Raw genomic sequence first — 22,959 nt, 5'->3', positions numbered from 1 at the left:
CAGCCAATCCAAGTATTTATATGACGCAAAGCACGTCGCACATCGAGCCGCAAGCCGAGGCACAAGGAGCACGGGTCGCGCTCGTGACCGGGGCTGGACGCCGCATCGGCCGCGCCATCGCGCTCGGCCTGGCCGGGGCGGGCTGGGACGTGGCCGTGCATTACCGCCATTCCGAACGCGAGGCTTTGGCAACGGTCGACGAGATTGGTTCGCTCGGCCGGCGCGCCCTTGCCTTGGCCTGCGACCTGGCCGACGAAGCCGCGGTGCGCGCCCTGCCCGGCCGTGCGGCGGAAAGCCTGGGACCGCTAACTTGCATCGTCAACAATGCATCGTTGTTCGAATACGACAGCGCGACCACATTTTCGCCTGGCCTGCTCGCCGCGCACATGAGCGCGAACCTGGCCGCGCCCCTGCTGCTGGCGCAGGCGCTGCACGCGGCCACGCCGGAAAATGGCCAGGCCGTGGTCATCAACCTGCTCGACCAGAAACTGTACAATCTCAACCCGGATTTTTTGTCGTACACGCTGTCGAAAGCGGCGCTCGAGACCGCCACCAAAATGCTGGCCCAGGCGCTGGCTCCGCAGTTGCGCATCGTGGGCATTGCGCCCGGCATCACGTTGGTGTCGGGCGACCAGAGCGAGGAAGGTTTCAGCAAGGCGCACGGGGTGACGCCGCTGGGACGCTCCTCGACCCCGCAGGATATTGCCGACGCGGTCGTCTATGCGGCGTCGGCGCGCGCGCTCACCGGCACGACGCTGGTGGTCGACGGCGGCCAGCACCTGGTGCCGCTGGCGCGCGACGTGATGTTCCTTACCAAATAAACTTAACAAGGCTTCCTATGCTGTCCGCCCTGACCCACCCGAGCTTGCGCGATTGCCGCCGGCTATTCCTGCGCAATTACGAAGTGATGATCAACATCGGCGTGCACGACTTCGAGAAGAAGGGCGAGCAGCGCGTCTTGATCAATGTCGATTTATACATTCCCTTGGCCGAATCGACCCCGAAGGCTGACCACCTGGCCGAAGTCGTCGACTACGATTTCATGCGCGAGACCATCGCGCGCCGGATGGCCGAAGGCCACGTGCACCTGCAGGAAACCCTGTGCGACGACGTGGTGCGCGCCATGCTGGCCCACCCGCGCGTGCGCGCCGCGCGCGTCTCGACGATGAAGCCGGACGTATATCCCGACTGCGAAGGCGTCGGCGTGGAAGTGTTCCAGATGAAGGAAGAAGCATGAGCGCAGTACTGAACGAGGTGTCCGCTCCTGAAGTCGATGCCAGGAAGCTCGAAAAAATCGCGCACGAGAACAACAAGCTGCATAAGCGCCTGTGCCGCCTGGTCGGCCAGGCGATCGGCGATTTCAACATGATCGAGGATGGCGACAAGGTGATGGTCTGCCTGTCCGGCGGCAAGGACAGCTACGCCCTGCTCGACATCCTGCTGACGCTGCGCGAGCGCGCGCCGATTCATTTTGATATCGTCGCCGTCAACCTCGACCAGAAGCAGCCGAACTTCCCGGCCGAGGTGCTGCCGGCCTACCTGGACAAGCTCGGCGTGGACTACCACATCGAAAACCAGGACACCTACAGCATCGTCAAACGCCTGGTGCCGGAAGGTAAAACCACCTGCTCGCTGTGCTCGCGCCTGCGCCGCGGCATCCTGTACCGCGTCGCCGACGAACTCGGCTGCAACAAGATCGCCCTCGGCCACCACCGCGACGACATCCTCGAGACCTTCTTCCTGAACATGTTCTTCGGCGGGAAATTGAAGGGCATGCCCGCGAAACTGGTGTCGGACGACGGCAAGCACATGGTGATCCGCCCGCTGGCCTACGTGAAGGAAGCCGACACCGAGCGCTATGCCGAAGTCAAAGGCTTCCCGATCATCCCGTGCGACCTGTGCGGCTCGCAGGAAAACCTGCAACGCAAGCAGATCAAGGCGATGCTGCGCGGCTGGGAAAAGACGCACCCGGGACGCGTCGACAACATCTACTCGTCGCTGTCGACCGTGGTGCCCTCGCACCTGCAGGATCGCAACCTGTTCGGGTTTGTCGATTTGAAGACGGATGGGGTGGCCAATCCGCTGGGGGATATCGCGTTTGACGAGGAGCCGTGTTCGACGCCGGTGGCGAATACCATCTCATTGACGCAGCTTTAACCCGAAGCAGACCCAGGACGGTGACGGTAGGAGAACTTCCGTAGAAGACAAACAGCCGGGAACTGTCTTCGCTCATCCTCACACCGTTCCCTACCAACCAATTTGCGTCAGCGCCGAGCGGGTACGTTCGTGCCGCCGCGTTCGTCCCCCGAAGACGTGACCGCAACGCGTACAAATTTAAACTCGTCACAGACCGCAAAATGAACCTGGGCGGATAGAAATGTTCAAACCTTCTCGCCCAGATAGGGGGTCACATTACGCAGCATGCGCTCAATGTATTCGTCTTTCTCGCCGACTGGCGCGACATAATGCATCGCGTCTTTGGCCGCTTCGATGCTATCCAGACGGGCGATCACCCAGCAAGCGAGATACTGCGACGCAAGACATCCGCCTGCGGTAGCGATATTGGCCTTGGCAAAGAAAGGCTGATCCAGAATTTCTACTCCTGCTTCCTGTACCCAGGGCTTGGTTAGCAGGTCGGTACAGGCCGGAATGCCATCGATCAACCCAAGTTTGGCTAAAACCAGCGTGCCCGAACATTGGGCACCTAGCAGTTGACGTGTTGGGTCCAGCTTCAATTGCGCCATTAACGAAGCATCCGCAACAACCTTCCTTGTCTGCATGCCGCTACCGATAAGCACCGCATCGGCTTGCGCAGCCTCGGACAGAGAGCAGTGCGCCTCCAGTACGACACCATTCATCGACCGGACTCGCGGCGTGGGGCAGGCAATGGAAACACGCCAGTTCGGTTTCTTGATGCGGTTGAGGATACCGAGCGCGATGAGCGAATCGAGTTCGTTGAAGCCTTCAAAAGTCAGGATCGCGATGTGCATCGTGCAGGAACTCCATTTAAGTTTGATTCAGGCAACAAATGATAGCCACAATAACAAACACACTCAGTTTATTTTCTTATCTTTTGCAAAATATGGCGCGACCCTGGTCTCGATAAAATCCCCATGCATTCGCCAGGGGTTGCCGTACTTATATTCCGGAATTAGCTTTAGGCCGCACAATTCGGCTTCCAGTCCCTACGACGGCTTGAAGTTCGCGAACGGGCCACCGATAGCTCAACACACTTGTCACGGGGTCGCAGTGTTCCCGGACTTCTTCTAACTGATTTCCTCCAAGCAGAACAACGAAGTCCTCCAATGCAAAGGAAAAACCCACGTGGCATTTCCAGCTGTTGGGGTCATCGCTCGTCAACATAACGATACATCCAGGGACGGGGCTTTCAAGCAGGATACCCCACTCCAACCAGGATCGGGCCAATGCTGAGCCGGTACCTGCTATCCCGGATTGGGCGAGACACCAATTGACGAACGATGAACACCATGAAACCTTGTTGTCATGGCCGCGCAAGTTAGTGTAGTAGTTGTACTCGACAATCCGAAGGTTAGTCTGTCCAGCGGGGAAACGTCTTACGCCGCACTCCCCGAAAGCGGCGCTCATCCAGGGCGTCTCATTCGGCATCATGACTTTTCGTAAGTTAAAGGTTCCTAAATCTTTTCTATTCCGGCAGTAATCCGAACCTGCAAGTCCATATCCTGAGCTTAGGATTGCTACTGGGCATGGTCTCGCGTAGTTTAGGGTCGAACATTGGCTGGAGCGTGAATGTCCACTGGGACGGCAGCCATAGCCATAGGCATGCCAAACGTCGGTTTCCGTGGGTCGGTAAACGTGGTGGCCACAGTATCAGAGCGCGCGCCGCGCGAGCTCGTTCAGGAAGGCATCGCGGGTCTGCGCCCCCCGTAGTGCGTGCGATCTCGGGAACCTGCTCTTCGAGCAGACGGTTCGCGCGGCTTTTTCAGCAGCCGGCCCGCACGGATGACCATAGTAGCGCGCAGCACGCTGTAGCTCAGTCCGATGGTGTCCATCAAAAAGATTTTTGGCAACGACGCACGAAGGTGTTTAAAAATGAAAAAGAAATTTGTTTGCTGTTCAGCTATCGTATTGATTGCCTCTCTGGTTTCCGCCAGGGCAGCAGACTGGTATGGGCCACAAGAACCATTTGCTGTTTATGGCAATACCTATTACGTTGGTACTGGCGGTCTCAGTGCGATACTCGTTACTTCTTCGGCAGGTCATGTTCTTATCGATGTGGGCGCGCCGAAGTCGCCGCCCCAGATCGTGGAAAACATCCGTAAACTAGGATTCAAAGTCGAGGACATCCGCTACATACTGAATTCGCATGAACACCACGACCATGCGGGCGGCATAGCCGCACTACAGAAGTTAAGCGGTGCCACGGTATTGGCGAGCCCGGCCGCGGCGGAGGTTATCTCAAGCGGCCAGCCGGACAAAACCGACCCGCAATTACCCCACCTGGTTCCGATGACGCCGGTCATGAAGGTACGTGTCATCCATAACGGCGAAGTGGTCCGGCTCGGGCCACTCGCACTTATCGCGCACTTCACGCCGGGGCACACCAAAGGAGGAACCAGCTGGACCTGGCAATCGACGGAAAACGGACGGATCGCCAATATGGTGTACGCCGACAGCCTGTACGCGTTGTCCGGCGATGGGGTTCGCTTCAGCAACAACCCGGCTTACCTCAATGCGAAAGCGGACGTTGAGGGATCCATCGCCAGGGTCGAGTCACTCAAGTGTGACCTACTCGTGGCCCCCCACCCGGAACTGAGCGGTTTGTGGGAGCGAAAGGCGAAGCAGCCGGTACTCGGCAATTCGGCCTTTATCGATCGGGACGCGTGCCGCAACTACGCTGCCAAGGCCAGAGCTTGGCTTGCACAAACGCTCGCCGCTGACGCGGCTGCTGCACAGACCGGCAAGACGGAAAACTGACGTACACGCACAGCCGAGGTCAAGGGCTTCCCGATCATCCCATGCGACCTGTGCGGCTCGCAGGAAAACCTGCAACGCAAGCAGAGCAAGGCCATGCTGCGCGGCTGGGAAAAGACGCATCCGGGACGCGTCGACAACACCGATGGCGTGGCTCGGGTGGCGTTCAGGCGAGCGCCATCCCGAACAGGTGGAGTTCGGGCGTGTGGCCCGCAGGCTCGATGCTGCGCTCGAAGCGCAGGCCCAGCTTTTCCAGCAACCTGATCGACGCAGCATTGTCCGGACGGACGGTCGCGACAATGCGCTTCAGGCCAATGTCATTCTTCGCATGCGCCAGCACCGCGCTGGCGGCTTCATACGCATACCCCTGCCCCCAATGCGGCGAGGCGAAGGCGTAGCCGATATCGACGTCGTCGAGGAAGTCGCGCTTGGCCAGGCCGCAGACGCCGACCGGGCTACCGCTCTCCTCGAGCTCGACCACGTAAAAGCTGAAGCCGAGCCGGCGCAGCATGTCGGCCGGGCCGCCCAAGATATAGTCGCGCGCCGCATCGAGCGTCCTGACGCCCCGGTCGCCGATAAAACGCAGGTAGGAGGGCTCGTTCAGCAGATCGAGCATGAATGCGGCGTCGCTCGCGGCCATGTGGCGAAGGCGCAGGCGGCCGGTTTGCAGGACGACGGTTGGCAGGTCTCTGTGCATGATGGCAGATGATGGGGGCTGACAGCTGACGTTATACCTTACTACTGTCGCGTGTGATACCTTGTCGGTCGACCTAGAAGGCGTGTCCAGCTGCCACCCGATCGATGAGAGGAATACCAATACCATGTCTTTGCTTGCCCGCCTGTCCGCCATCACCGCCCTCGTCCTGACCATGCTCACGCCCGTCGCCGCGCTTGCCGAACCGTCGATGATCTACCTCGTGCGCCATGGCGAAAAGGCGCTCGAGGGCAAGGATCCGGACCTGACGCCGCAAGGCCAGCAGCGTGCCCGCAACATCGCAGCGATGCTGGGCAAGACGGGCATTGCCCACGTTTTCAGCACCCCGACAAACCGTACGCGCCAGACCGCGCAGCCGCTGGCGCAGCAGAATGGTGTGCGGGTAGAGCTGTACGATCCGAAAACGCCGCAGGCGTTGGTCGCGAAAGTCAAAACATTGAGCGGCGCGGTGCTCGTGGTCGGCCACTCGAACACCCTGCCGGAACTGGTGCGCCTGTTCGGTGGCCAGCCCGGCGCGGACGTCGCCGACAACGAATACGACCGTCTCTACCAGCTCATTTCCGGCCCGAACGCGGCCGTGACCACCGTGCTGTTCACATCCCTGCCGCCAACCGGCGCCGCCCCTTAACGATTCCGACAGCGGTCCTCAAAGGGCGCGCTCCAGGCCGAAGCGGATGCTGGCCGGCATCTCCCAGGTCAGCACGCGAATGACCTCGGCGCCGTCCGCGTCGCGCCAGCGCGTTCCCGTCGTCCGGTTCCCGCCCAGCGCATTGGCCACGCTCACGCGCATGCGCCACTGCGTATCGAGCTTGCGCGTCCAGTACAGGTCCAGCAGGGCCATCCTGCCGCGGTAGGTGGCGACGCCGTCGGCCGACCTGCTGGTCCTGCCGCCGCGCAGATTGAAGTTCGCCCCCGCGTCCCAGGTGCCGCCGCGGTAGTCGATGCCGGCGTTGGCCGTGAACGGCACCTGCTCGGCCAGGGTGTTGTCGGGGCCCTGCACCTTCTCCACCCGCGACCAGTTGCGGTTCGCATTCAAACGCAGCTCGAAGGCCATCCCGCCCAGCTTCAAGGGCGACTTCAGGTCGACCTCGATGCCGGCAAGGCTTGCGTCGCCCTGGTTGACCGGGCGCGAGACCCAGCTGGCGCCGTCGCGGTACAGCTGCTGCGCCGTCACGTCGCTCACGCGCTTGGCGTAGCCTGCCAGCGTGAACGTCCCATCCTTGCCGAGCGGGCGCTCCCAGGCGAGGTCGAGGCCCCAGCTCAGTTCCGGGCGCAAATCCGGATTGCCCTCGACGTCGGGATTGGCCGGGCTGTTGTTGTTATTGATCGTGTAGCGGCGCGGGACCAGGTTGCTGGTCAGCGGCGCCTTGTAGGTGCGCGCCAGCGCCAGGCGCAGCTGGTTTTTCGCGGGGAGTTTCCACAGCAGTTGCAGGATCGGGCTGGCGACGCTGCTGGTCGTGGCCACACGGGCCAGGTCAGCGCCCTCCGTTCCTGTACGCAGGCCCTCCCAACGGATACCCGCATAGCCTTCGAAGGTCTCGGAGATCGTCCATTCGTCCTGGGCGAACAAGGCCAGGCGGTCGACGCGCGCGCTGTAGTCCTGCAGCAGCGCCACGGTCGGCACGCCCGTCAGCGTATCGGACTGGTGACGGTGTTCGCCGCGTGTCGTGCGGCTGGCGTCCCAGCCGAGGCCGAGGCTGTGCGCGGCGCCGAGGGACGTCAGGTATTTGCCGTTCAGGCTGGCCGTGCGTTCGTCCGCACCCGAGGCCACGGCCCGCGCCAGGCCGGGCCTGGCCGGGCCCGTGCCGAGGAACAGGTAATCGCCGCGGCGCCGGCTGGCGTCGACCACGCCCTTCACCGTCAGCTTGCCGGCGCCCGTAAAGCGATGCGCCCAGGCGAGGTCGCTGCGCAGGCCGGCGACGCGCGAGCGCGAGCTGGCGAAGCTGTCGGGATAGGCGGTCGACTCGCCCAGCAGCGTCTCCTCCTCCTCGAGGGTGTGGCCGCGCGCGCGGCTCAGGCTGACCAGCGTTTGCCAGCCGAGGGTGTCGCCGTTCCCGAAGGTCCAGTTCAGGCGCGGCGCGAGGTTGAGGCGGTCGATGCGCGCCAGGCCTGTCTCGTTGAAACGCCGGGCAGCAAGCCTGTCGTTCGCGCTGTCGACCGTCTCGTCGGTGACCACGCTGTCGATGCGCACGGTGCGATCAAACGTTGCGCCGGCCGACCAGGCCAGGCTGCCGGTCTTCCCGCTGGCCTGGGTGGATGCGGACGGGCCCCAATGGCCGCGCTGGTAGCCGGTCGACAGTTTGTCCTCGCGCCGCGCCGCGCCCGTGCGTTTGCGCAGCACGATGTTGATGCTGCCGGCGATCGCCTGCGCGCCACGGTCCGCCGTCGGGCTGCGCGCGATCTCGACGCGCTCGACCAGGTCGGGTGCGATCGAATCGATGACGAAACCCTGCGGCACCGGTTCGCCGTCCACCAGGATTTGCGTATAACCCGTGCCCAATCCGCGCATGCGCACCTCGTTGCCGACCACCGATACACCGGGCTGGCGCTTGAGTACGTCGGCGAGGTTGCCGTCGCCGTAGGCGGCGATCTCGGCACGGCCGACGACGCGCCTGGCCACGACCGCGTCTGGCTGTTCGGCGGCCGTGCCCTTGACCTCGACGCGGTACGGCCCCGGCGGCGAAGGCGCCTCCTGCGCGGCGGCATGGGGCAAGGGGAACAGCAACAGCAACAGGGGGAAGCGTTGTTTCATGGGCAGGCGTTTCATGGGCAATTCCGGGACGATGAAAATGGCGATTCTAGGAGCGGCTCGCGCACGCCGAGGGGGCGCTGTGACGAAACTCCGGCACCGTGTGACGAGCCTCCCTGCCGCCTCGTTTTTGCCCCTGCCGGCGCTGCTATACTCGGCCACCATGAAAGAACAACAACGCAGAATCGCCCGCACGCTGCTGGTCCACATCGTCTTCTGGACCGTGCTCTGCGCGGCCGGTGCGCTCGGCTCCTACACCGACAAGGTCCGTCTCGGGCGCGAGGCATCCTACCCGTTCATCCTGCTCAGCTGGTGGAGCGGCCACGTGCCGATGATGGCGCTCAGTAGTGCCCTGAGCCTCGTCTTGGCGCGCCGCCCTGCGCTGTTCACCGAGCGCGGCAACACGGTACGGATCTACGCCGGCCTGCTGCTGCTGTTCATGCCGCTGGAGTGGTTCTATGTCGGCTGCACGGAGATCCTGCTGCGCGGCGAGCCCCTGACGCTGGCGGCCAGCTGGGCCGAGCTGTGGAAGATGGGCAAGCTCACCTGGTTCACCGAAACGGCCTGGATGACCGGCACCTTCATCGCGATGGTCGCGGTCGGCAACCTGCGCGAAGCACGCGCGCGCGCTGACGCGATCCAGCACGCGCAGGCGGAAAACCTGAACCTGCACCTGGCGCTGGAACAGCAGCGCATGCTGGCCCTGCGCGCCCAGCTCGAACCCCATTTCATCTTCAATGCGCTGAACGCGATCAGCGCGCTGGTGCGCGCCGGCGACAAGGCCGATGCGCTGGCCGGCATCGGGCGCCTTTCCGACCTGCTGCGCTACGCGCTGTCGGCCACCCAGCGCGAGCACGCCACCATCGAGGAGGAGCTGGCATTCGTGCGCGACTACCTCGCGCTGCAGCGGCTGCGCTATGGCGAGCGCCTGCGCATCCGCATCGATGGCGACGACGAGCGGGTACGTCAAGGCGAGTGCCTGCCTCTGCTGCTGCAGCCGCTGATCGAGAACGCGCTGCGCCACGACCTCGACTGCCACGACGGCGCCGGTGACATCCGCGTCTCGTTCGAGCACCAGGGCGAACGCCTCCTGATCCGCGTGGTCAATCCAGTCAGCGCCTGGGCCTCGCCCAACCCGGGAACAGGCCTCGGCCTGTCGAACACGCGCGCGCGCCTGGCCCTGGCCAACCCGGCGGCATCGCTGCGCACCGAGCGCCAGGGCGAGCATTTCCTGGCCGAGATCAGCCTGCCGCTGGCGCTGCAGGACTGAGGCCTATGGAGATCCGCTACGCCATTGTCGACGACGAAGAGCCGGGCCGCACCAACCTGCGCCTGGCAATGGACGCGCATCCGCAGTGGCGCCTTGTAGCGGAGTGCGACAGTGCGGCGCGTGCGCGCGAAGCCTTGGCCGGCGGCATCGACGTGCTCTTCCTCGACATCCAGATGCCGCGCGAATCGGGGCTGTTGCTGGCGCGCGAGCTGGGTCGCCTGCCTGAACCGCCGCTGGTGGTGTTCGTCACCGCCCACAGCCTGCATGCGGTCGAGGCGTTCGAGGTGCATGCGCTGGATTACCTGCTCAAGCCATTGAACGACATGCGCCTGGCGCACGCCGTCGAGCGGGCAGCAGCGCTGCTGGCGGGGCGCCAGCGCGGCGCCTATGGCACTGCGCTGCGCGCCTATGCCGACGGCCCGGCCTACCTGGAACAGGTCAGCGTGCGCTCGGTCGGGCGCATCGACCAGGTGCGGGTGGCCGACATCGCGTGGATCGAGGCGCAGGGGAATTATGTGGCGCTGCACATGGCGGGACGTACGCTGCTGCACCGGGTGGCGCTGAGCCGGCTCGAAAGCCATCTCGATCCGCAGGCGTTCGTGCGGGTGCACCGGGGTGCGATCGTGCGGCGGGACCGGGCGGCCGGGCTGAGCGTCGAGGGTGATGGCAGTTACCTGCTGCACCTGCGCGGGGGCGGGTGCGTGCCGGTGAGCGAGCGGTATGTGGGAGCGGTGCGGGAGATGTTGGGGAGTTGAAACGTTAAAACGGGCCGGGATTTTCCCCGCCCGTTTTTAACGCCAACCTTACGGCGCCACGTTTGTGCGCAGCACCGGGTACAGGTTCAGGCGCTCGTCCCACGACGAGTGGCGGCGCGCGAAGAATTCCAGACGCGCATGGGCATTTTTCGCGAACACCGGATCGCTCTCGACACGGCGCTTGAACTCGGCGGCAATCGCCGGATCGGCAGCCATCTGCGCGCGCGCGACGTCCTCGGCGACGTACTCCTCCATGTATTCCTTCGTTTCGAAGGCATTGTTGAACATGCCCCAGGCCAGCAGCGAGTCCGGCGCCTGCGGTTCGAAGATCGCCATCACCAGGCGCGCCTTCGGCTGCGCGATCGGCACGAACAGCGCGCCGCGCCCGACGCTGCGCGGCTCGCTCTTCCAGCTGCCCTCCACCGTCAGCCGCTGGTGCGATTCGAAGGACTTGGCGCCAAAGCTTGCCTTGTCGGCGCGGAAGGTCTCGACGTCCGCGCGTTCCAGGGATTTATCGAGCTTGCGGAAGCTGATGCCGTGCCGGGTCAGTGTGGTCGCGACCATTGCCGCATGTGCCGCCGGGACGATGTAACCGGCGCGCGGCGCCGCCACTTCGAGGTCGGCCACGACGTCCTCGCGCAGCGGCACGCGCCAGACCTGCGGTTTGGTTTCGTCGTAGCGCGTCATCAGGATGCCCGACACCTCGGACGGGGTGCGCGTGTATTCGTAACCGTTGAAGTCGACCATCTGCGTCTTGTCGGTGGTTTTATAGGTCAGCGCCACCGGGGTGCCGGCCAGCTTTTGCGCCCTGGCGTCGGCGGCAAGCGTGGCCTGCTGCCACTGTTTCCCGTTCTTCGCGACTTGCTCCAGCATCGAGATGACCGTATTGTGGGTGATGCGCACACGGGTCGGATAGTCCTTCCACGAGTGGGTCTCGACCAGCACCGCCAGGCGGTTACGCAGCGGGAAGTAGCCGGTCGAGAAGCGTGGATCGGAGACGTTGTCGACAAAGCCCGACTGCGGATCGTCGGTCTTGGCGAAGGACATGTAGTAGGTCTGCGGCGAGGAGCCCAGCTTGGCGATGTCGGCAATGACGTTGGCGCGCAGCGCCAGGCCCGCCTTGCGCAATTCCGGATCGGCCGAATACACCGGCTCGACCTGGATCGAGACGTCGTGCTGGAACTTGGCGCCATTCGTCACGTGCAGGTCGACGTAGGTCAGCGGATCCCATTTGTTCACCAGCGCCAGCATCGCCTGCATCTCGGGCGAGTCGGCTTTCACGTAGTCGCGGTTCAGGTTGAAGTTCTGGGCGGTGGTGCGCCAGCCCATCTCGACCGGGCCGCGCTGGTTCGGGCGGTTCCACCGGCCGAAGCGCTCGTGGCCGTCAACGTTGAAGACCGGGACGAACAGCAGCACCTGCTTGTCGAGCGCGCCTTTGGCCAGGCGCCCCTCGAGGACCTCGCGCAGCGCCAGGAAGCCGGCGTCCTTGCCGTCGATCTCGCCGGCATGGATGCCGCCCTGGATCAGCGTCACCGGTAGGCCGGCCTTGGCGGCTGCCTGCGGCGTGAAGGCGCCGGTGGGGGTGGCGACCAGCGCCAGCATCGGGCGGTCTTCCGGCGTGCGGCCGAATTCGATGCATTTGACCGCCTTCGGGTAAGCCTTTTCAAACGCTGCGCACAGCTTGACGACTTCCTCGTAGCGGCCAGTGGCCTGGAAGCCGGAGCGCTCGGAGACCGTTGTCAGGTCAGGCGCAGCGGCCACGGCATGGGTAAGGGGCACGGCGGCGAGCAGCGCAAGCAGTAACGCAGAACGAATCATCGATGAGGCTCCGGCAGGTGAAAGGGGGCAAGCCGAAAATTATAGTCGGGCAGCGCTGCTGGCGCATAAAAAAACGCCACCCGAAGGTGGCGTCGGCGGTGCAGGGGGGAAGAATACTTACCTGGCCTTGTTGTGGATCTTGATCTGCGAGACCTCCGGACGCACTTGCGTGCGCAGCGCCGACATCGCAGCCACCGACGATCGACCCGATGGCGGGCAGACCCCGGTCTGGCGGTAGGACAAGGCGGTGGCCAGCAGGCCTTCCTGCGGGTCGCCCTGTTCCCGCGTGAAGTCGTCGGCCACGGCGCAGGTAGGCGCGAAGCCGTTCGAGAAGTCACCGATGCCCTTGGCGTTGACGCCGCCGAACTCGATCGAGAAGTAGGTCGTGCCGCAGTTCGGCACCGGCGTGAAGCCGTACGGCTTGCCGCAAGTCTGGGCGCCGATCACGTCTACCTGGACGTCGATGCCGCGCAGCGCATTGATCACCGATTCGCTCGCCGAGCAGGTGCCCGAGGTGGTCAGGACGGTCACGCGCTTCAGGTTCAGGGTGGGCAGCGGCGTGCCCCGCGTGACCGTGCCGGCGCCGGCTGAAAAGCCGACAGCGGTCGACTGGAACAGGATCGTGTCCTCCGGGTCCACCTTGATCTTGTTGTTGTACTGCAGGCGCTCGAAGACCTTGCCGCTCGACGCCGGGCCGGCGATCATGTAGCCCAGCTCGGCGGCGAGGTGCAGCAGGCCGCCGCCGTTGTAGCGCAGGTCGAGCACCAGGTCGCTCGCGCCCTGGTCGCGCAGCGTCGTGAAGGCGTCGATCAGCTGGCGCTCGGCGACCGCGTTGTGGTTATCGAAGGAGATGTAGCCGGTCTTGCCGGTCGCGGTATCGATGGTCTTCGTGATCTTCACCGACAAAGCCTGGACGTCCGCGGCCTGCATGGTCGCAGGATATTCGATGCCGTTACGGCGCACGGTGAAGCTGTGCACCTCCCCGGGCGTGTCCGGGAACAGGCCGGCATTGATCGTGTCGACCAGGGCGCGGTCGGTGGCGTTGATGAAGTCGACGCCGTCGACCCTGACGAGCTGGTCGCCGCGGCGCAGGCCGGCCAGCGCAGCGGGCGAACCCGCTTCCACGGTCGCGACCACCCAGTTGCGTGGCGCGGTCGGACCGGCGCTCGACCAGTTGATGCCGTAGCCGAGCTCGATACCAGATTTGCTCAGCTTGTCCCACTCTTCGGTCTTGTAGGTAAAGTGATACTTGTCCTTCGGCGTGCCGGCCGCGGTCAGCGCCGGCGTTTTCAGCTTCTCGAAGTAGGCAATCGGGTCCGTGAAATCGGCCATCTTGATGTCGGTCGGGATTTCGTTGTACCAGAGGTAGTACTGGTGCGACCAGGCGCGCAGGAAGGTCAGCTCGTCGCGCAGGGTGCCCTGCTTGTCCGGGTAGGCCTTGCCGGTGTAGGGGTCGATGCCGGTACGCGGCTTGGCGCACAGGTTCCAGTAGGTGGAGAACGCATCACCCAGGGTCGCGACGTCCGGCTCGCCGGTCGTCGACAGCGGCGGTGGTGGTGCGGGCGTCGTCGTTTCGCCGGGGCTGCCGCCACCGCCGCCGCAGGCGGCCAGCGTGAATGCGACCGCGAGGGTGCTACAGACCAGGCGCAGGGTCGGGATCGTGCGGCCAGATTGGGTGATGTGCGATTTCATAGGGAAATATATCCAGACAAATTTGTCTGACGAGAGTAAGACAAGCTCGCCCGTTTGAGAAGCTGCGGGCGAGGTTTTTTCGCGATAAAGTTTAATTTCCGCAAATAAATAAAGCGCCAGACCGGCTGGGGGCCGGAGCTGGCGCTCGGAGGCATGCGCCGTGAATGATCAGGCGGCGTGCGTCATGCCTTGCGGATTGTGGAACGCCGACAACAGTTGAGCTTCCTTCGCTTTCGCTGCCTTCAGGTGACGCTCCTTCACGTGGCCGTAACCGCGGATGTCTTCCGGAATACTGGCGATCGCCACGGCTTGCGCCAGGTTCTCGCTTGACAGCTTCGGCAGCAACGCCATCACTGTTTGACGGTATTCGCCAATCAGGGCGCGCTCGGTCTTGCGCTCGGCGGAGTAGCCGAACACGTCGAACGGGGTGCCGCGCAGGCCTTTCAATTTAGCCAGCACGCCGAAGGCACCCATCATCCACGAACCGTATTCCTTCTTCATCGCGCGGCCTTCCTTGTCGTGCTTGGCCAGCAGCGGCGGCGCCAGGTGGTACTTGATGGTGATGTCGCCTTCGAACATGTTCGCGATCTTTTCCTTGAAGGCCGGATCGGTGTGCAGGCGCGCCACTTCGTACTCGTCCTTGTAGGCCATCAGCTTGTAGAAGTAGCGGGCCACGGCTTCGGAGAGGCGCGTACCCTTGCCCAGCCTGGCTTCCTCGGCGCGCACCTGATCCACGAATGCCTTGTATTGCGCGGCATAGCCGGCGTTCTGGTAAGCGGTCAAGAGTTCGATGCGGCGGTTGACCACCTCGTCGAGCGTCTGGGTGCGCTTGAACTCGACCACCTTGGCCGGGGTCGTCACCTTCTTCACCGACGCCGGGTCATGCGCGGCGGTACGGCCCCAGTTGAAGGCGGCCTTGTTGAACGGTACCGACACGCCATTGAGTTCGATCGCGCGCATCAGCGAGGCTTCCAGCAGCGGCACGCGGCCCTTCTGGAAGGCGTAGCCGAGCATGAACATGTTGGTCGCGATCGCGTCGCCCATCAGGGCGGTCGCCATCTGGCCGGCATCGACGAACTCGACGTTGCCCTCGCCGCAGGCCTGCACGATGGCGGCGCGCGAGCCTTCGCCCGGGAACTGCCAGTCCGGGTTTTTCACGAAGGCCGCCGTGGTGGAGCCGGTGCCGTTGACGGCGGCCCAGGTGCGGCCCTCGCCCATGCGGGAGAGTGCGTCGCGGCTGGCGGTGACGATCTGGTCGCAACCGATGACCAGGTCGGCGCTGCCGGTGCCGACGCGGGTCGAGTGCAGGTCCGACTGGTGCTGCGCCAGGCGCACGTGCGACATCACCGGGCCGCCCTTCTGGGCCAGGCCGCTCTGGTCGAGCACGATCGCGCCCTTGCCTTCGACGTGGGCCGCCATCGCCAGGATCTGACCGACGGTGACGACGCCGGTGCCGCCGACGCCGGCCACCAGGATGCCGAACGGCGCATCCACGCGCGGGACGTTTGGCTCAGGCAGGACCGGCGGCGCGTTTTCAGTGGTAGCGGCTTTCTTCGGCTTCTTCAGGCCGCCACCTTCGACGGTGACGAAACTCGGGCAGAAGCCGGAGACGCAGGAAAAATCCTTGTTGCACGATGACTGGTTGATCTGGCGCTTGCGGCCCAGTTCCGTTTCCAGCGGCTCGACCGACAGGCAGTTCGATTGCACCGAGCAGTCGCCGCAACCTTCGCAGACGGCTTCGTTGATGACGGCGCGCTTGGCCGGGTCGGGGAATTCGCCTTTTTTCCTGCGGCGGCGCTTTTCCGAAGCACAGGTCTGGTCATAAATGACCGCAGAGACACCCGGCATCTCGCGCAGTTCGCGCTGCACGTCCATCAGTTCGGAACGGTGGCGCACGGTGACGCCTTCGGCCCAGGCGTAGTCACTCGGGTATTTTTCCGGCTCGTCAGTGACGACGATGATCGGCGTCACCCCTTCGGCCGCGATCTGGCGCGTGATCATGCCCGGGTCGAGCGGGCCGTCGACGTTCTGGCCGCCGGTCATGGCAACCGCGTCGTTATAAAGGATCTTGTAGGTGATGTTCACCTTGGCGGCGACGGCCGCGCGGATCGCCAGGATGCCCGAGTGGAAGTAGGTGCCGTCGCCCAGGTTCACGAACACGTGCTTTTCGCTGGTGAACGGCGACTGGCCGATCCAGGTCGTGCCTTCCGCGCCCATGTGGGTGAAGGTGGACGTTTCGCGGTCCATCCACAGCACCATGTAGTGGCAGCCGATGCCGGCCATGGCGCGCGAGCCTTCCGGCACCTTGGTCGAGCTGTTGTGCGGGCAGCCCGAGCAGAAGTACGGGATGCGGTCGGTTTCCGGATTCGCCTTGGCCGGGATGTTTTTCAACACCAGCTCTTTCGCCTCGAGGAAGGCGATGCGTTCCTTGACGCGCTCGGCAACCGGGTGGCCGGCGCAGTAGTGCGAAATACGCGAAGCGATGGCGCGGGCGATCTGCGCCGGGTTCAGCTCGTAGGTCGCCGGCAGCAGCCAGTCGCCGTGGCCGGTACGGTTCTTGTTATGCCACTCGCCGGTGTCGTCGAACTTGCCGACCACGCGCGGACGCTCGCTGTCGGGCAGGTTATATAACTCTTCCTTCAGCGCGTATTCCATCACCTGGCGCTTTTCTTCGACCACCAGGATTTCGTCCAGGCCGCGCGCGAACTCGTGCACGCCCTCGGATTCGAGCGGCCAGGTCATGCCGACCTTGTACAGGCGCAGGCCGATGTCGCGGGCTGCCTGTTCGTCGATGCCGAGGTCGGCCAGGGCCTGGCGCGTGTCGACATAGCTTTTACCGGCGGTGATGATGCCGATCTTCGGCGCCGGGCTGTCCCAGATGATTTTATTGAGCTTGTTGGCACGCGCATAGGCCAGCGCCGCGTACCACTTGTAGTTGCTCATCCGGACTTCCTGGTCGAGCACGGCGTCCGGCCAGCGGATGTTCAGGCCGCCCTCGGGCAGCTCGAAGTCGGTCGGCAGCTGGATTTGCACGCGGTCCGGGTCGAGGTCGACCACGGCGCCGGACTCGATGATGTCGGTAACACACTTCATCGACACCCACAGGCCGGTGTAGCGGCTCATGGCCCAGGCGTGCAGCCCGAAGTCGATGTATTCCTGCACCGAGGATGGATACAGCACCGGGATGCCGCAGTGGGTTAGGATGTGGTCGGACTGGTGCGCAGTGGAGGAGGATTTCGCCGCATGGTCGTCGCCGGCCAGCACCAGCACGCCGCCATTCTTGGCGGAGCCGGCGTTGTTGCCGTGTTTAAAAACGTCGCCGCAGCGGTCCACGCCCGGGCCCTTGCCGTACCACATGGCAAACACGCCGTCGTAGTTGGCGTCCTTGTACAGGTTGGTTTGCTGGGTGCCCCAGACGGCGGTCGCCGCCAGGTCTTCGTTCATGCCCGGGTGGAATTTGACGTGGTGGGCGTCGAGGTGCTTCTTCGCCTTCATCGCGGTCTGGTCGACGGCGGTGACGGGCGAGCCGCGGTAGCCGGTGATGTAGCCGGCGGTGTTCAGGCCGGCCTTGACGTCGCGCTCGCGCTGCAGCATCGGCAGGCGGATCAGCGCCTGGGTGCCGGTCATGAAGGCGCGGCCGCGCTCCAGCGTCCATTTGTCGTCGAGGGCGATGGCGTGGTTCGGCTGTGACCCCGGCTGCGGCTGCAGCTGGGAACGGTCCAGGGGTGCGTTCATTGGGGGTTGTCTCCGTTATGGTTCGGTATGGCGGCATCGTTATTGTTAGGTGCGCCGCCCGGAGAATGTCTCCTCCGTTATCGGCATCAGTATAGTCTTGTGGGACCGGCATTAAATACCAATCAATTCCCCACGCCGAGCCAGTTGCGCAATAAAATTGCGGTTCTGCTGAGGTGAAGGGAAATTTATGTCAAAGATCGAATTGGATAAAACCGACCGCAAGATCCTCGAGATCCTGCAGGCCGACGGGCGCCTGTCGAACCAGGACGTGGCCGAGCGCGTGAACCTGTCGCCCTCGCCCTGCCTGCGCCGCATCAAGCGCCTCGAGGAAGCCGGCGTGATCCGCCAGTACGTGGCGCTGGTCGACCCGGACAAGATCGGCCTGGGCTTGCTCGCGTATGTGAATGTGCGCCTGGAAAAGCACAGCGAAGGTCCGGCCAACTCGCGCGTGCCGGCAACCTCGCCGCGTTTCGAGTTCGCGCAGGCCGTGGCGGCCTGGCCGGAAGTGGTGGCCTGCTATGCCATGACCGGGGAGATGGATTTCCTGCTGCGCGTGCACGTGGAGGACATGGACCACTTCTCGCGCTTCATGATGGCAACGCTGCTGCGTCACCCGTCGGTGCTGGATGTGAAGTCGAGCTTTGCGCTGCAGAGGATCAAGGAGACGACGGCGCTGCCGATTGGGGAAGCACCCGCGCGGTAATGCCGGAGTTTATTCGCTGCGTTTGCGGGGCGTGAACCACTTCACGGCGGCGCGCGCATTCGCCTTCACCGTGTAATCGATCAACGCAAACTGTTCTTCCACCGCTTCGCGCATCACGCTGCCCGGGCTAGGCGGCGGCAGGTGCAGGTAGGCGTCGGCTTCGCCATATTCGCGCTTGATCTGCATGCCCGCTTTCTTGGCGATATGCATCATGGTGCGGTTGGTCGACAGGCATTGCATATACAGGGTGTCGATATCGGAATTGCGGCAATGGATGGCCGCGCGCTCGAACAGGCGCGAGCCGACGCCCTGCCCGCGCGCCGACTTTGAAACCGACACGCCGAACTCGGCGACCCGGGGTTTAACCGTAGCGCCAGGCTTGACCGCTTCACGCGCTGCAAACGCCAGGTGGCCGACGCCGACCAGCTGGAACACGCGGCTGACCACGCCAAACACGATGTCGCGCGAAAAATCGATCTTCTCCACATAGGCGTGGATCTGCTCGTCCGGCAGCACGGTACCGAAGCGCAGCAGGCGGTCGGCATCGTCGAGCGCCAGGAAATGGCGCAGCATGCGGCGGCGGTCGCGCTTGCCCAGGGCCTTGACCAGCACTGCCGGACGCGCGGCCGTGCCGGCCAGGCTGGCGAACCAGTTCATGATCGCGCTGCCAGGCGCGCTCTTCTGTGACTTGTCGCGCGGGTTGTCTTGCATCCATTGCTTCCGTTTTTGTGCACTGCACCATTGGCCTCATTGTAGCCGAATGGGGTGCGGCCGGCCGCGCGCCAGGCAGTTTACGCTGTGCCGGCCGGCGCCTCGGTCTTCCACTGCGCCTTCGGGCTGATGACGAAGGTGCCCTTGCCCGCCTGCTTGGCCGCGTACATGACCTGGTCGGCGTCGGCCAGCAGCTTGGCCGCGCCCGCGTCGGCGCCGGCGCGGCCGCGCGCGGCGGCAATGCCGATGCTGGCCGAGATCGACACGGGATTGCCGTCGGCTTCCGTAATGCCCTCGATCTGGTCGAGCACCAGGCGCGCAATGCGCAGGGCGCCCTCGGGCGAGCCGACCCCTTCCAGCAGCACCACGAACTCGTCGCCGCCCAGTCGGGCCAGCACGTCTTCGGCGCGCAGCACTTTCTGCACGCGGCGCGCGACCAGCTGCAGCACCAGGTCGCCGGTGGCATGGCCCCAGGTGTCGTTCACGCCCTTGAAGCCGTCGAGGTCGATGAACATGGCGACCACCACGCTGTCGCGCCGCACCGCGCGCACCAGCGCCAGCTCCAGCAGGCGCGTCAGCTGGCCATAATTCACCAGGCCCGTCAGGCTGTCGTGCTGCGCCAGGCGCGCCAGTTTGGCCGACTGCGCCTCGAGTTCGGCGGTGCGCTCGGCCACCCGGTGTTCCAGCGTGTCGTTGGCGGCCTGCAGGCGGTGGTTGACGTCGTTGATGATGCGGTAGCTGCGGCGCAGGCGCCAGCCGGCATAGGCCAGCAGGGCCAGCAGCAGGATCGAATAGGCGAACAGGAAACCGCGGTAGCGCTGGCGCTCGAGCACCTCGGCCTGGAAAGCGCGGTCGAGTTCGCGCGAGAGGCGCGCCATCGCTTCGCCGGTGCCGAGCGCGGCAATGCGCCCTTCGACCTCGTTTTCAAGCGGGCGGTTGGTGAGGATGGTGCGCGTGTCGCGCGCAATGGCGTCGATCTGTTCGGCCACCGCCAGCGAAAAACGCTCCTTCTGCCCCTCCACCTGCGCCAGGTTGCCTTCGATGCGGCGCGCCAGCGCGGGCGCCGGCATCAGGTTGTAGCGCAGGGTATCGGCCAGCAGGTCGTTGAGCAGCGCGTCGATGCGCACCACCACCTGGCCGGGCGCGAGCGCGCCTTCGATGCCGCCCAGCTCTGTTTTGAGGTCGGCCAGCGCGGGCGGCAGCGACACCAGGGCCGCCCGCAGCGGCGGGTTGAGCGTGCGGAAGCGGGCGACCAAGCTGGCCTTGATGCGCAGCGAATCGACCAGCGCCGCGTGCGCGCGCTCCGCACCACGCCCATGCTTCTGCGGCAGCGCTTCGCCGATGCTGGCGGTCAGTTCGTTCATCTGGGGCAGCGTCGTCGCCAGGCGGGCATCGGCCGCGCCGCTGCCGATGTGGGCGCGCAGCAGGTTGGCGTCCCATTCGGCGTCGAGCTGGCGCAGCTCCTGCAGGTCGAACATCACGCGGTTGCGGGTGTCGACGTCGACGCCGGTGGTGCGGGTGTAAAGGAACGCGAGCAGCGCCACCAGCGCCAGTGCCGCAATGGCGGCGGCACGCAGGCGCCGCTTGGGGTGCATCGTCTCCAGGCGGCGCATGAACGCCGCGAATAACTTGTCCTTCTGTCGCAACAATCTACTCATTCACGGAGCATAGCAAAAGCGCCACGCCCCTCGCGCACTTCGTACTTCTTGTAACACTTAATGTAACTATTAAACGCCGCTCAAGCCCAAAGGTGGGTGAAAATCCAGTGATTCATCGCGGCGTTGAAGGCGGCGTGGGCGACGATGGCCGGCACGATCGAATCGCATCGAAGGCGTAGCCAAGCGAACATCAGCGACAACAGGAACATTTGCGCCACCCACAGGGCGCCCGAAACCGGCTGCAGACTGATGCCGGTGCTTGTGACCAGGATGCCGTGGTGGCACAGGTGCACCAGCGCGAACAGGGCAGACTCCATCAGCGTGGCGCGGGCGGCGCCATGGCGGTCTTCCAGCACTTTTTGCAGGAAGCCACGGAAGAAGATCTCTTCGCCGATCGGGCTGAACAGGCAGGCAACGATGGTGAACGCCAAGTGCAGCTGCAACAGGCTCCAGCCTGCGGTCGGCATGGCGCGGTAGTTGCGCGAAACACTGACGAACCAATGATCCGCACCGGCGCCGTAGAGGCTGACGCCAAGCCAGAAGCTGGCGCTCGCCGCCAGCACGCCGAGTGCGAGGGCCAGCGGCAGCCAGAGCACATGGCGCGGCCGCTGCAGGCCGATCTGGCGGCGGCCCGTGCGGCTGAGCACGAGCCAGGGCAAGGCCGCCATGGCCATGCAGGTCAGCATGAATAGCGCGCGCCAGCTCGACGGGCCGAACATGGCAATGGCGCGCGCGAGGGACGAGGCAAAGACAAAGGCGAGCGCCACACCCGCGATGCCGAAGGGTACGGCGCGCCACCCTGCCTTGACGTCGATTGCGTGCATCCGTTTTCTCCCGCGTGAATAAAATCACTCGACTATACGAAGGAGGAGCGAGGCCGTCCATTCATCATGCATAGGCTGGTGAACAACGAACGTGGCGGGCCACAGCCCTGGACGTCCGCAACCCGAGGCGGCCATTCAATCAGTCGCGCTTTTCGTTTCTAGGGGGAGCCGCAATATTTCTCTTTAGCTAAGGTTTCAATCCGGCTTCGAAACGCTGGCGTCGCAACCAGCCCAGGCCCTTACCGTCGACGTTGTGGATGTACAAATGCTCGGCTGTTTCCGTAGCGCCGGTGGTGGTCGGTGACTGTCCTGTCGGGTCCTGCAGATCAGCCACCACTACACCATCCTCGGTGAACGCAAGGACATGTCCAAATGGTTTAGGCATCGACCACATGAAGCGTGGGATTCGAAGAATCATCTGGCGCAGGAATGGACGGTCAGCCATCTGGTCCAGCACATTACGCTGTCCGGCCAGACCCAGCCAAATCCGCCCATTCAAGCCACGTGAGAGATTGTCCGGATAGGCCGGAAGATTATCCAGCAGCACACGTGCCGACTCGGACGGCTGGGACAGGTCGAGCCGATCGGCAGAAGCCGCGATCTGCCATATCCGATACCGACCACTTTCACTCACCAGCAGCCGCGTCTCGTCACTGCTGAGCACAATACCGTTCGGGAGGCTCAGCCTGTCCGCGACGACGCGGACGTGCTTTGTCTGCGGGTCGTATTCCATCACCCGACCGCTTGCCAACTGCTCGAAAACCTCGAGCATTGCGGCCTCGTTTGTTGAGCCCCAATACGCGGCGGGAAAACGCCTGGACGAATCTGTGAAATAAATTTTGCCACTTGACGACACGGCGACCGCATTCGGAAACGAGACCTCTGCATCGGCGCCAGCGCGGAGCAACACGGTCTGCTTGCCGTCGGCGGCAATGGACAATAATCCTTTGAAGGCATCTGCGACAATCAGGTTTCCTTGCGCGTCAACGGTCAGTCCTAATGGCCTGCCCCCGGTATTGACGAAGGTTTCCGGAGCGCCGCCAACGGCTGCCAACCGCAGGATGTTGCCACCTATGACGCCCATATAGAGCTTGCCGTCAGGTGCCAACGTTACACTCTCCGGGCCGACCCCACCCTCCAAGTCAATGGTCGCAGGGTCTGCCAATTTGCTGTTCTCGGCATAGGCGCCAGTCAAGCCAGTGAACTTTGGTGCCTGCCAGGCCACTGGCTGAATTGGCACCGGCCAAAAGGCAAGATAAGCGGTGAGAGCCAGCACAAGAACCATAGGGATCCAAAGAACCTTTTTCATGAATTGGAATGTCGAGTTTTGATTGTGGTGTTACCGGTTCGGACTGATGTTGTTCGGCTGCTGTCGA

The 22,959-nt window shown here is 64.1% G+C and carries 19 protein-coding genes and 1 pseudogene; 9 read left to right on the top strand and 11 right to left on the bottom strand.

Going from position 1 to position 22,959, the window contains the following annotated elements:
• Window positions 1-20 precede the first annotated feature (20 nt).
• From ACFPN5_RS11020 to ttcA, 3 genes are read left to right on the top strand one after another with little or no spacing between them, the layout of a single operon-like run.
• Window positions 21-821 (top strand): SDR family oxidoreductase, encoded by an 801-nt coding sequence (locus tag ACFPN5_RS11020; protein WP_379783083.1) that lies wholly within the window; start codon window positions 21-23, stop codon window positions 819-821.
• A gap of 17 nt (window positions 822-838) precedes the next feature.
• Window positions 839-1,237 (top strand): dihydroneopterin aldolase, encoded by a 399-nt coding sequence (locus ACFPN5_RS11015; protein ID WP_379783081.1) that lies wholly within the window; start codon window positions 839-841, stop codon window positions 1,235-1,237.
• Complete coding sequence (gene ttcA / locus ACFPN5_RS11010; protein ID WP_379783079.1) at window positions 1,234-2,157, top strand: tRNA 2-thiocytidine(32) synthetase TtcA; 924 nt, start codon at window positions 1,234-1,236, stop codon at window positions 2,155-2,157. Before ACFPN5_RS11015 ends, ttcA begins: the two co-directional genes overlap by 4 nt.
• A gap of 224 nt (window positions 2,158-2,381) precedes the next feature.
• On the opposite strand, the gene ACFPN5_RS11005 is transcribed toward ttcA, so the two are convergent.
• Both ACFPN5_RS11005 and ACFPN5_RS11000 read right to left on the bottom strand, forming a co-directional pair.
• Window positions 2,382-2,990: a DJ-1/PfpI family protein gene (locus ACFPN5_RS11005; protein ID WP_379783077.1), complete on the bottom strand. Its 609-nt coding sequence runs from the start codon at window positions 2,988-2,990 to the stop codon at window positions 2,382-2,384.
• A gap of 148 nt (window positions 2,991-3,138) precedes the next feature.
• Entirely contained in the window at window positions 3,139-3,606 is a 468-nt protein-coding gene (locus ACFPN5_RS11000) for a TIGR02594 family protein (protein WP_379783121.1), read from the bottom strand.
• A 465-nt stretch (window positions 3,607-4,071) separates the two neighbouring features.
• On the opposite strand from ACFPN5_RS11000, the gene bla reads away from it, so the two are divergent.
• Together bla and ACFPN5_RS10990 are read left to right on the top strand one after the other, a co-directional pair.
• Window positions 4,072-4,956: a subclass B3 metallo-beta-lactamase gene (bla, locus tag ACFPN5_RS10995; protein ID WP_379783075.1), complete on the top strand. Its 885-nt coding sequence runs from the start codon at window positions 4,072-4,074 to the stop codon at window positions 4,954-4,956.
• A 6-nt stretch (window positions 4,957-4,962) separates the two neighbouring features.
• Window positions 4,963-5,094: pseudogene (locus ACFPN5_RS10990) on the top strand (tRNA 2-thiocytidine(32) synthetase TtcA); the annotation flags it as partial.
• A gap of 25 nt (window positions 5,095-5,119) precedes the next feature.
• Here ACFPN5_RS10990 and ACFPN5_RS10985 read toward each other — a convergent pair.
• Window positions 5,120-5,650 (bottom strand): GNAT family N-acetyltransferase, encoded by a 531-nt coding sequence (locus ACFPN5_RS10985; protein WP_379783073.1) that lies wholly within the window; start codon window positions 5,648-5,650, stop codon window positions 5,120-5,122.
• A gap of 124 nt (window positions 5,651-5,774) precedes the next feature.
• Between ACFPN5_RS10985 and ACFPN5_RS10980 the strand changes: the two genes are divergently transcribed.
• Complete coding sequence (locus ACFPN5_RS10980) at window positions 5,775-6,296, top strand: SixA phosphatase family protein (protein ID WP_379783071.1); 522 nt, start codon at window positions 5,775-5,777, stop codon at window positions 6,294-6,296.
• An 18-nt stretch (window positions 6,297-6,314) separates the two neighbouring features.
• Here ACFPN5_RS10980 and ACFPN5_RS10975 read toward each other — a convergent pair whose 3' ends face one another.
• A complete protein-coding gene (locus ACFPN5_RS10975) occupies window positions 6,315-8,435 on the bottom strand; it encodes a TonB-dependent receptor plug domain-containing protein (protein WP_379783069.1) in 2,121 nt (706 codons plus the stop codon).
• Window positions 8,436-8,580: 145 nt separating this feature from the next.
• Here ACFPN5_RS10975 and ACFPN5_RS10970 point away from each other — a divergent pair, with 145 nt between their 5' ends.
• Entirely contained in the window at window positions 8,581-9,687 is a 1,107-nt protein-coding gene (locus ACFPN5_RS10970) for a sensor histidine kinase (RefSeq protein ID WP_379783068.1), read from the top strand.
• Window positions 9,688-9,692: 5 nt separating this feature from the next.
• Window positions 9,693-10,442, top strand: coding sequence for a LytR/AlgR family response regulator transcription factor (locus ACFPN5_RS10965; protein WP_379783066.1), 750 nt, complete (start codon window positions 9,693-9,695; stop codon window positions 10,440-10,442).
• 48 nt (window positions 10,443-10,490) lie between these two features.
• On the opposite strand, the gene ACFPN5_RS10960 is transcribed toward ACFPN5_RS10965, so the two are convergent.
• From ACFPN5_RS10960 to ACFPN5_RS10950, 3 genes are all read right to left on the bottom strand, one after another.
• Window positions 10,491-12,260 (bottom strand): M14 family metallopeptidase, encoded by a 1,770-nt coding sequence (locus ACFPN5_RS10960; protein WP_379783064.1) that lies wholly within the window; start codon window positions 12,258-12,260, stop codon window positions 10,491-10,493.
• A gap of 117 nt (window positions 12,261-12,377) precedes the next feature.
• Window positions 12,378-13,952 (bottom strand): S41 family peptidase, encoded by a 1,575-nt coding sequence (locus ACFPN5_RS10955; RefSeq protein ID WP_379783062.1) that lies wholly within the window; start codon window positions 13,950-13,952, stop codon window positions 12,378-12,380.
• Between the two features lie 168 nt (window positions 13,953-14,120).
• Window positions 14,121-17,687 (bottom strand): indolepyruvate ferredoxin oxidoreductase family protein, encoded by a 3,567-nt coding sequence (locus ACFPN5_RS10950; RefSeq protein ID WP_379783060.1) that lies wholly within the window; start codon window positions 17,685-17,687, stop codon window positions 14,121-14,123.
• A gap of 187 nt (window positions 17,688-17,874) precedes the next feature.
• Between ACFPN5_RS10950 and ACFPN5_RS10945 the strand changes: the two genes are divergently transcribed.
• Window positions 17,875-18,390, top strand: a complete 516-nt coding sequence (locus tag ACFPN5_RS10945) for an Lrp/AsnC family transcriptional regulator (protein ID WP_379783058.1) — start codon at window positions 17,875-17,877, stop codon at window positions 18,388-18,390.
• A 9-nt stretch (window positions 18,391-18,399) separates the two neighbouring features.
• On the opposite strand, the gene ACFPN5_RS10940 is transcribed toward ACFPN5_RS10945, so the two are convergent.
• The 4 genes from ACFPN5_RS10940 to ACFPN5_RS10925 form a co-directional block, all read right to left on the bottom strand.
• Window positions 18,400-19,047 carry a GNAT family N-acetyltransferase gene (locus tag ACFPN5_RS10940; RefSeq protein WP_379783119.1) on the bottom strand — a complete coding sequence of 216 codons (648 nt, stop codon included), beginning with the start codon at window positions 19,045-19,047 and terminating at the stop codon, window positions 18,400-18,402.
• A 134-nt stretch (window positions 19,048-19,181) separates the two neighbouring features.
• Window positions 19,182-20,759 carry a diguanylate cyclase domain-containing protein gene (locus ACFPN5_RS10935; protein ID WP_379783056.1) on the bottom strand — a complete coding sequence of 526 codons (1,578 nt, stop codon included), beginning with the start codon at window positions 20,757-20,759 and terminating at the stop codon, window positions 19,182-19,184.
• 80 nt (window positions 20,760-20,839) lie between these two features.
• Window positions 20,840-21,583 carry a CPBP family intramembrane glutamic endopeptidase gene (locus tag ACFPN5_RS10930; RefSeq protein ID WP_379783054.1) on the bottom strand — a complete coding sequence of 248 codons (744 nt, stop codon included), beginning with the start codon at window positions 21,581-21,583 and terminating at the stop codon, window positions 20,840-20,842.
• 187 nt (window positions 21,584-21,770) lie between these two features.
• Entirely contained in the window at window positions 21,771-22,892 is a 1,122-nt protein-coding gene (locus tag ACFPN5_RS10925) for an SMP-30/gluconolactonase/LRE family protein (protein ID WP_379783052.1), read from the bottom strand.
• Between the last annotated feature and the right edge of the window lie 67 nt (window positions 22,893-22,959).

This window comes from Massilia niabensis (assembly GCF_042655085.1).
In the GTDB taxonomy this organism is placed as follows: Bacteria; Pseudomonadota; Gammaproteobacteria; order Burkholderiales; family Burkholderiaceae_D; genus Telluria; species Telluria niabensis.
Note: the sequence above shows the minus strand (reverse complement) of the source record. Positions and strands in the feature narration are given on the sequence as shown.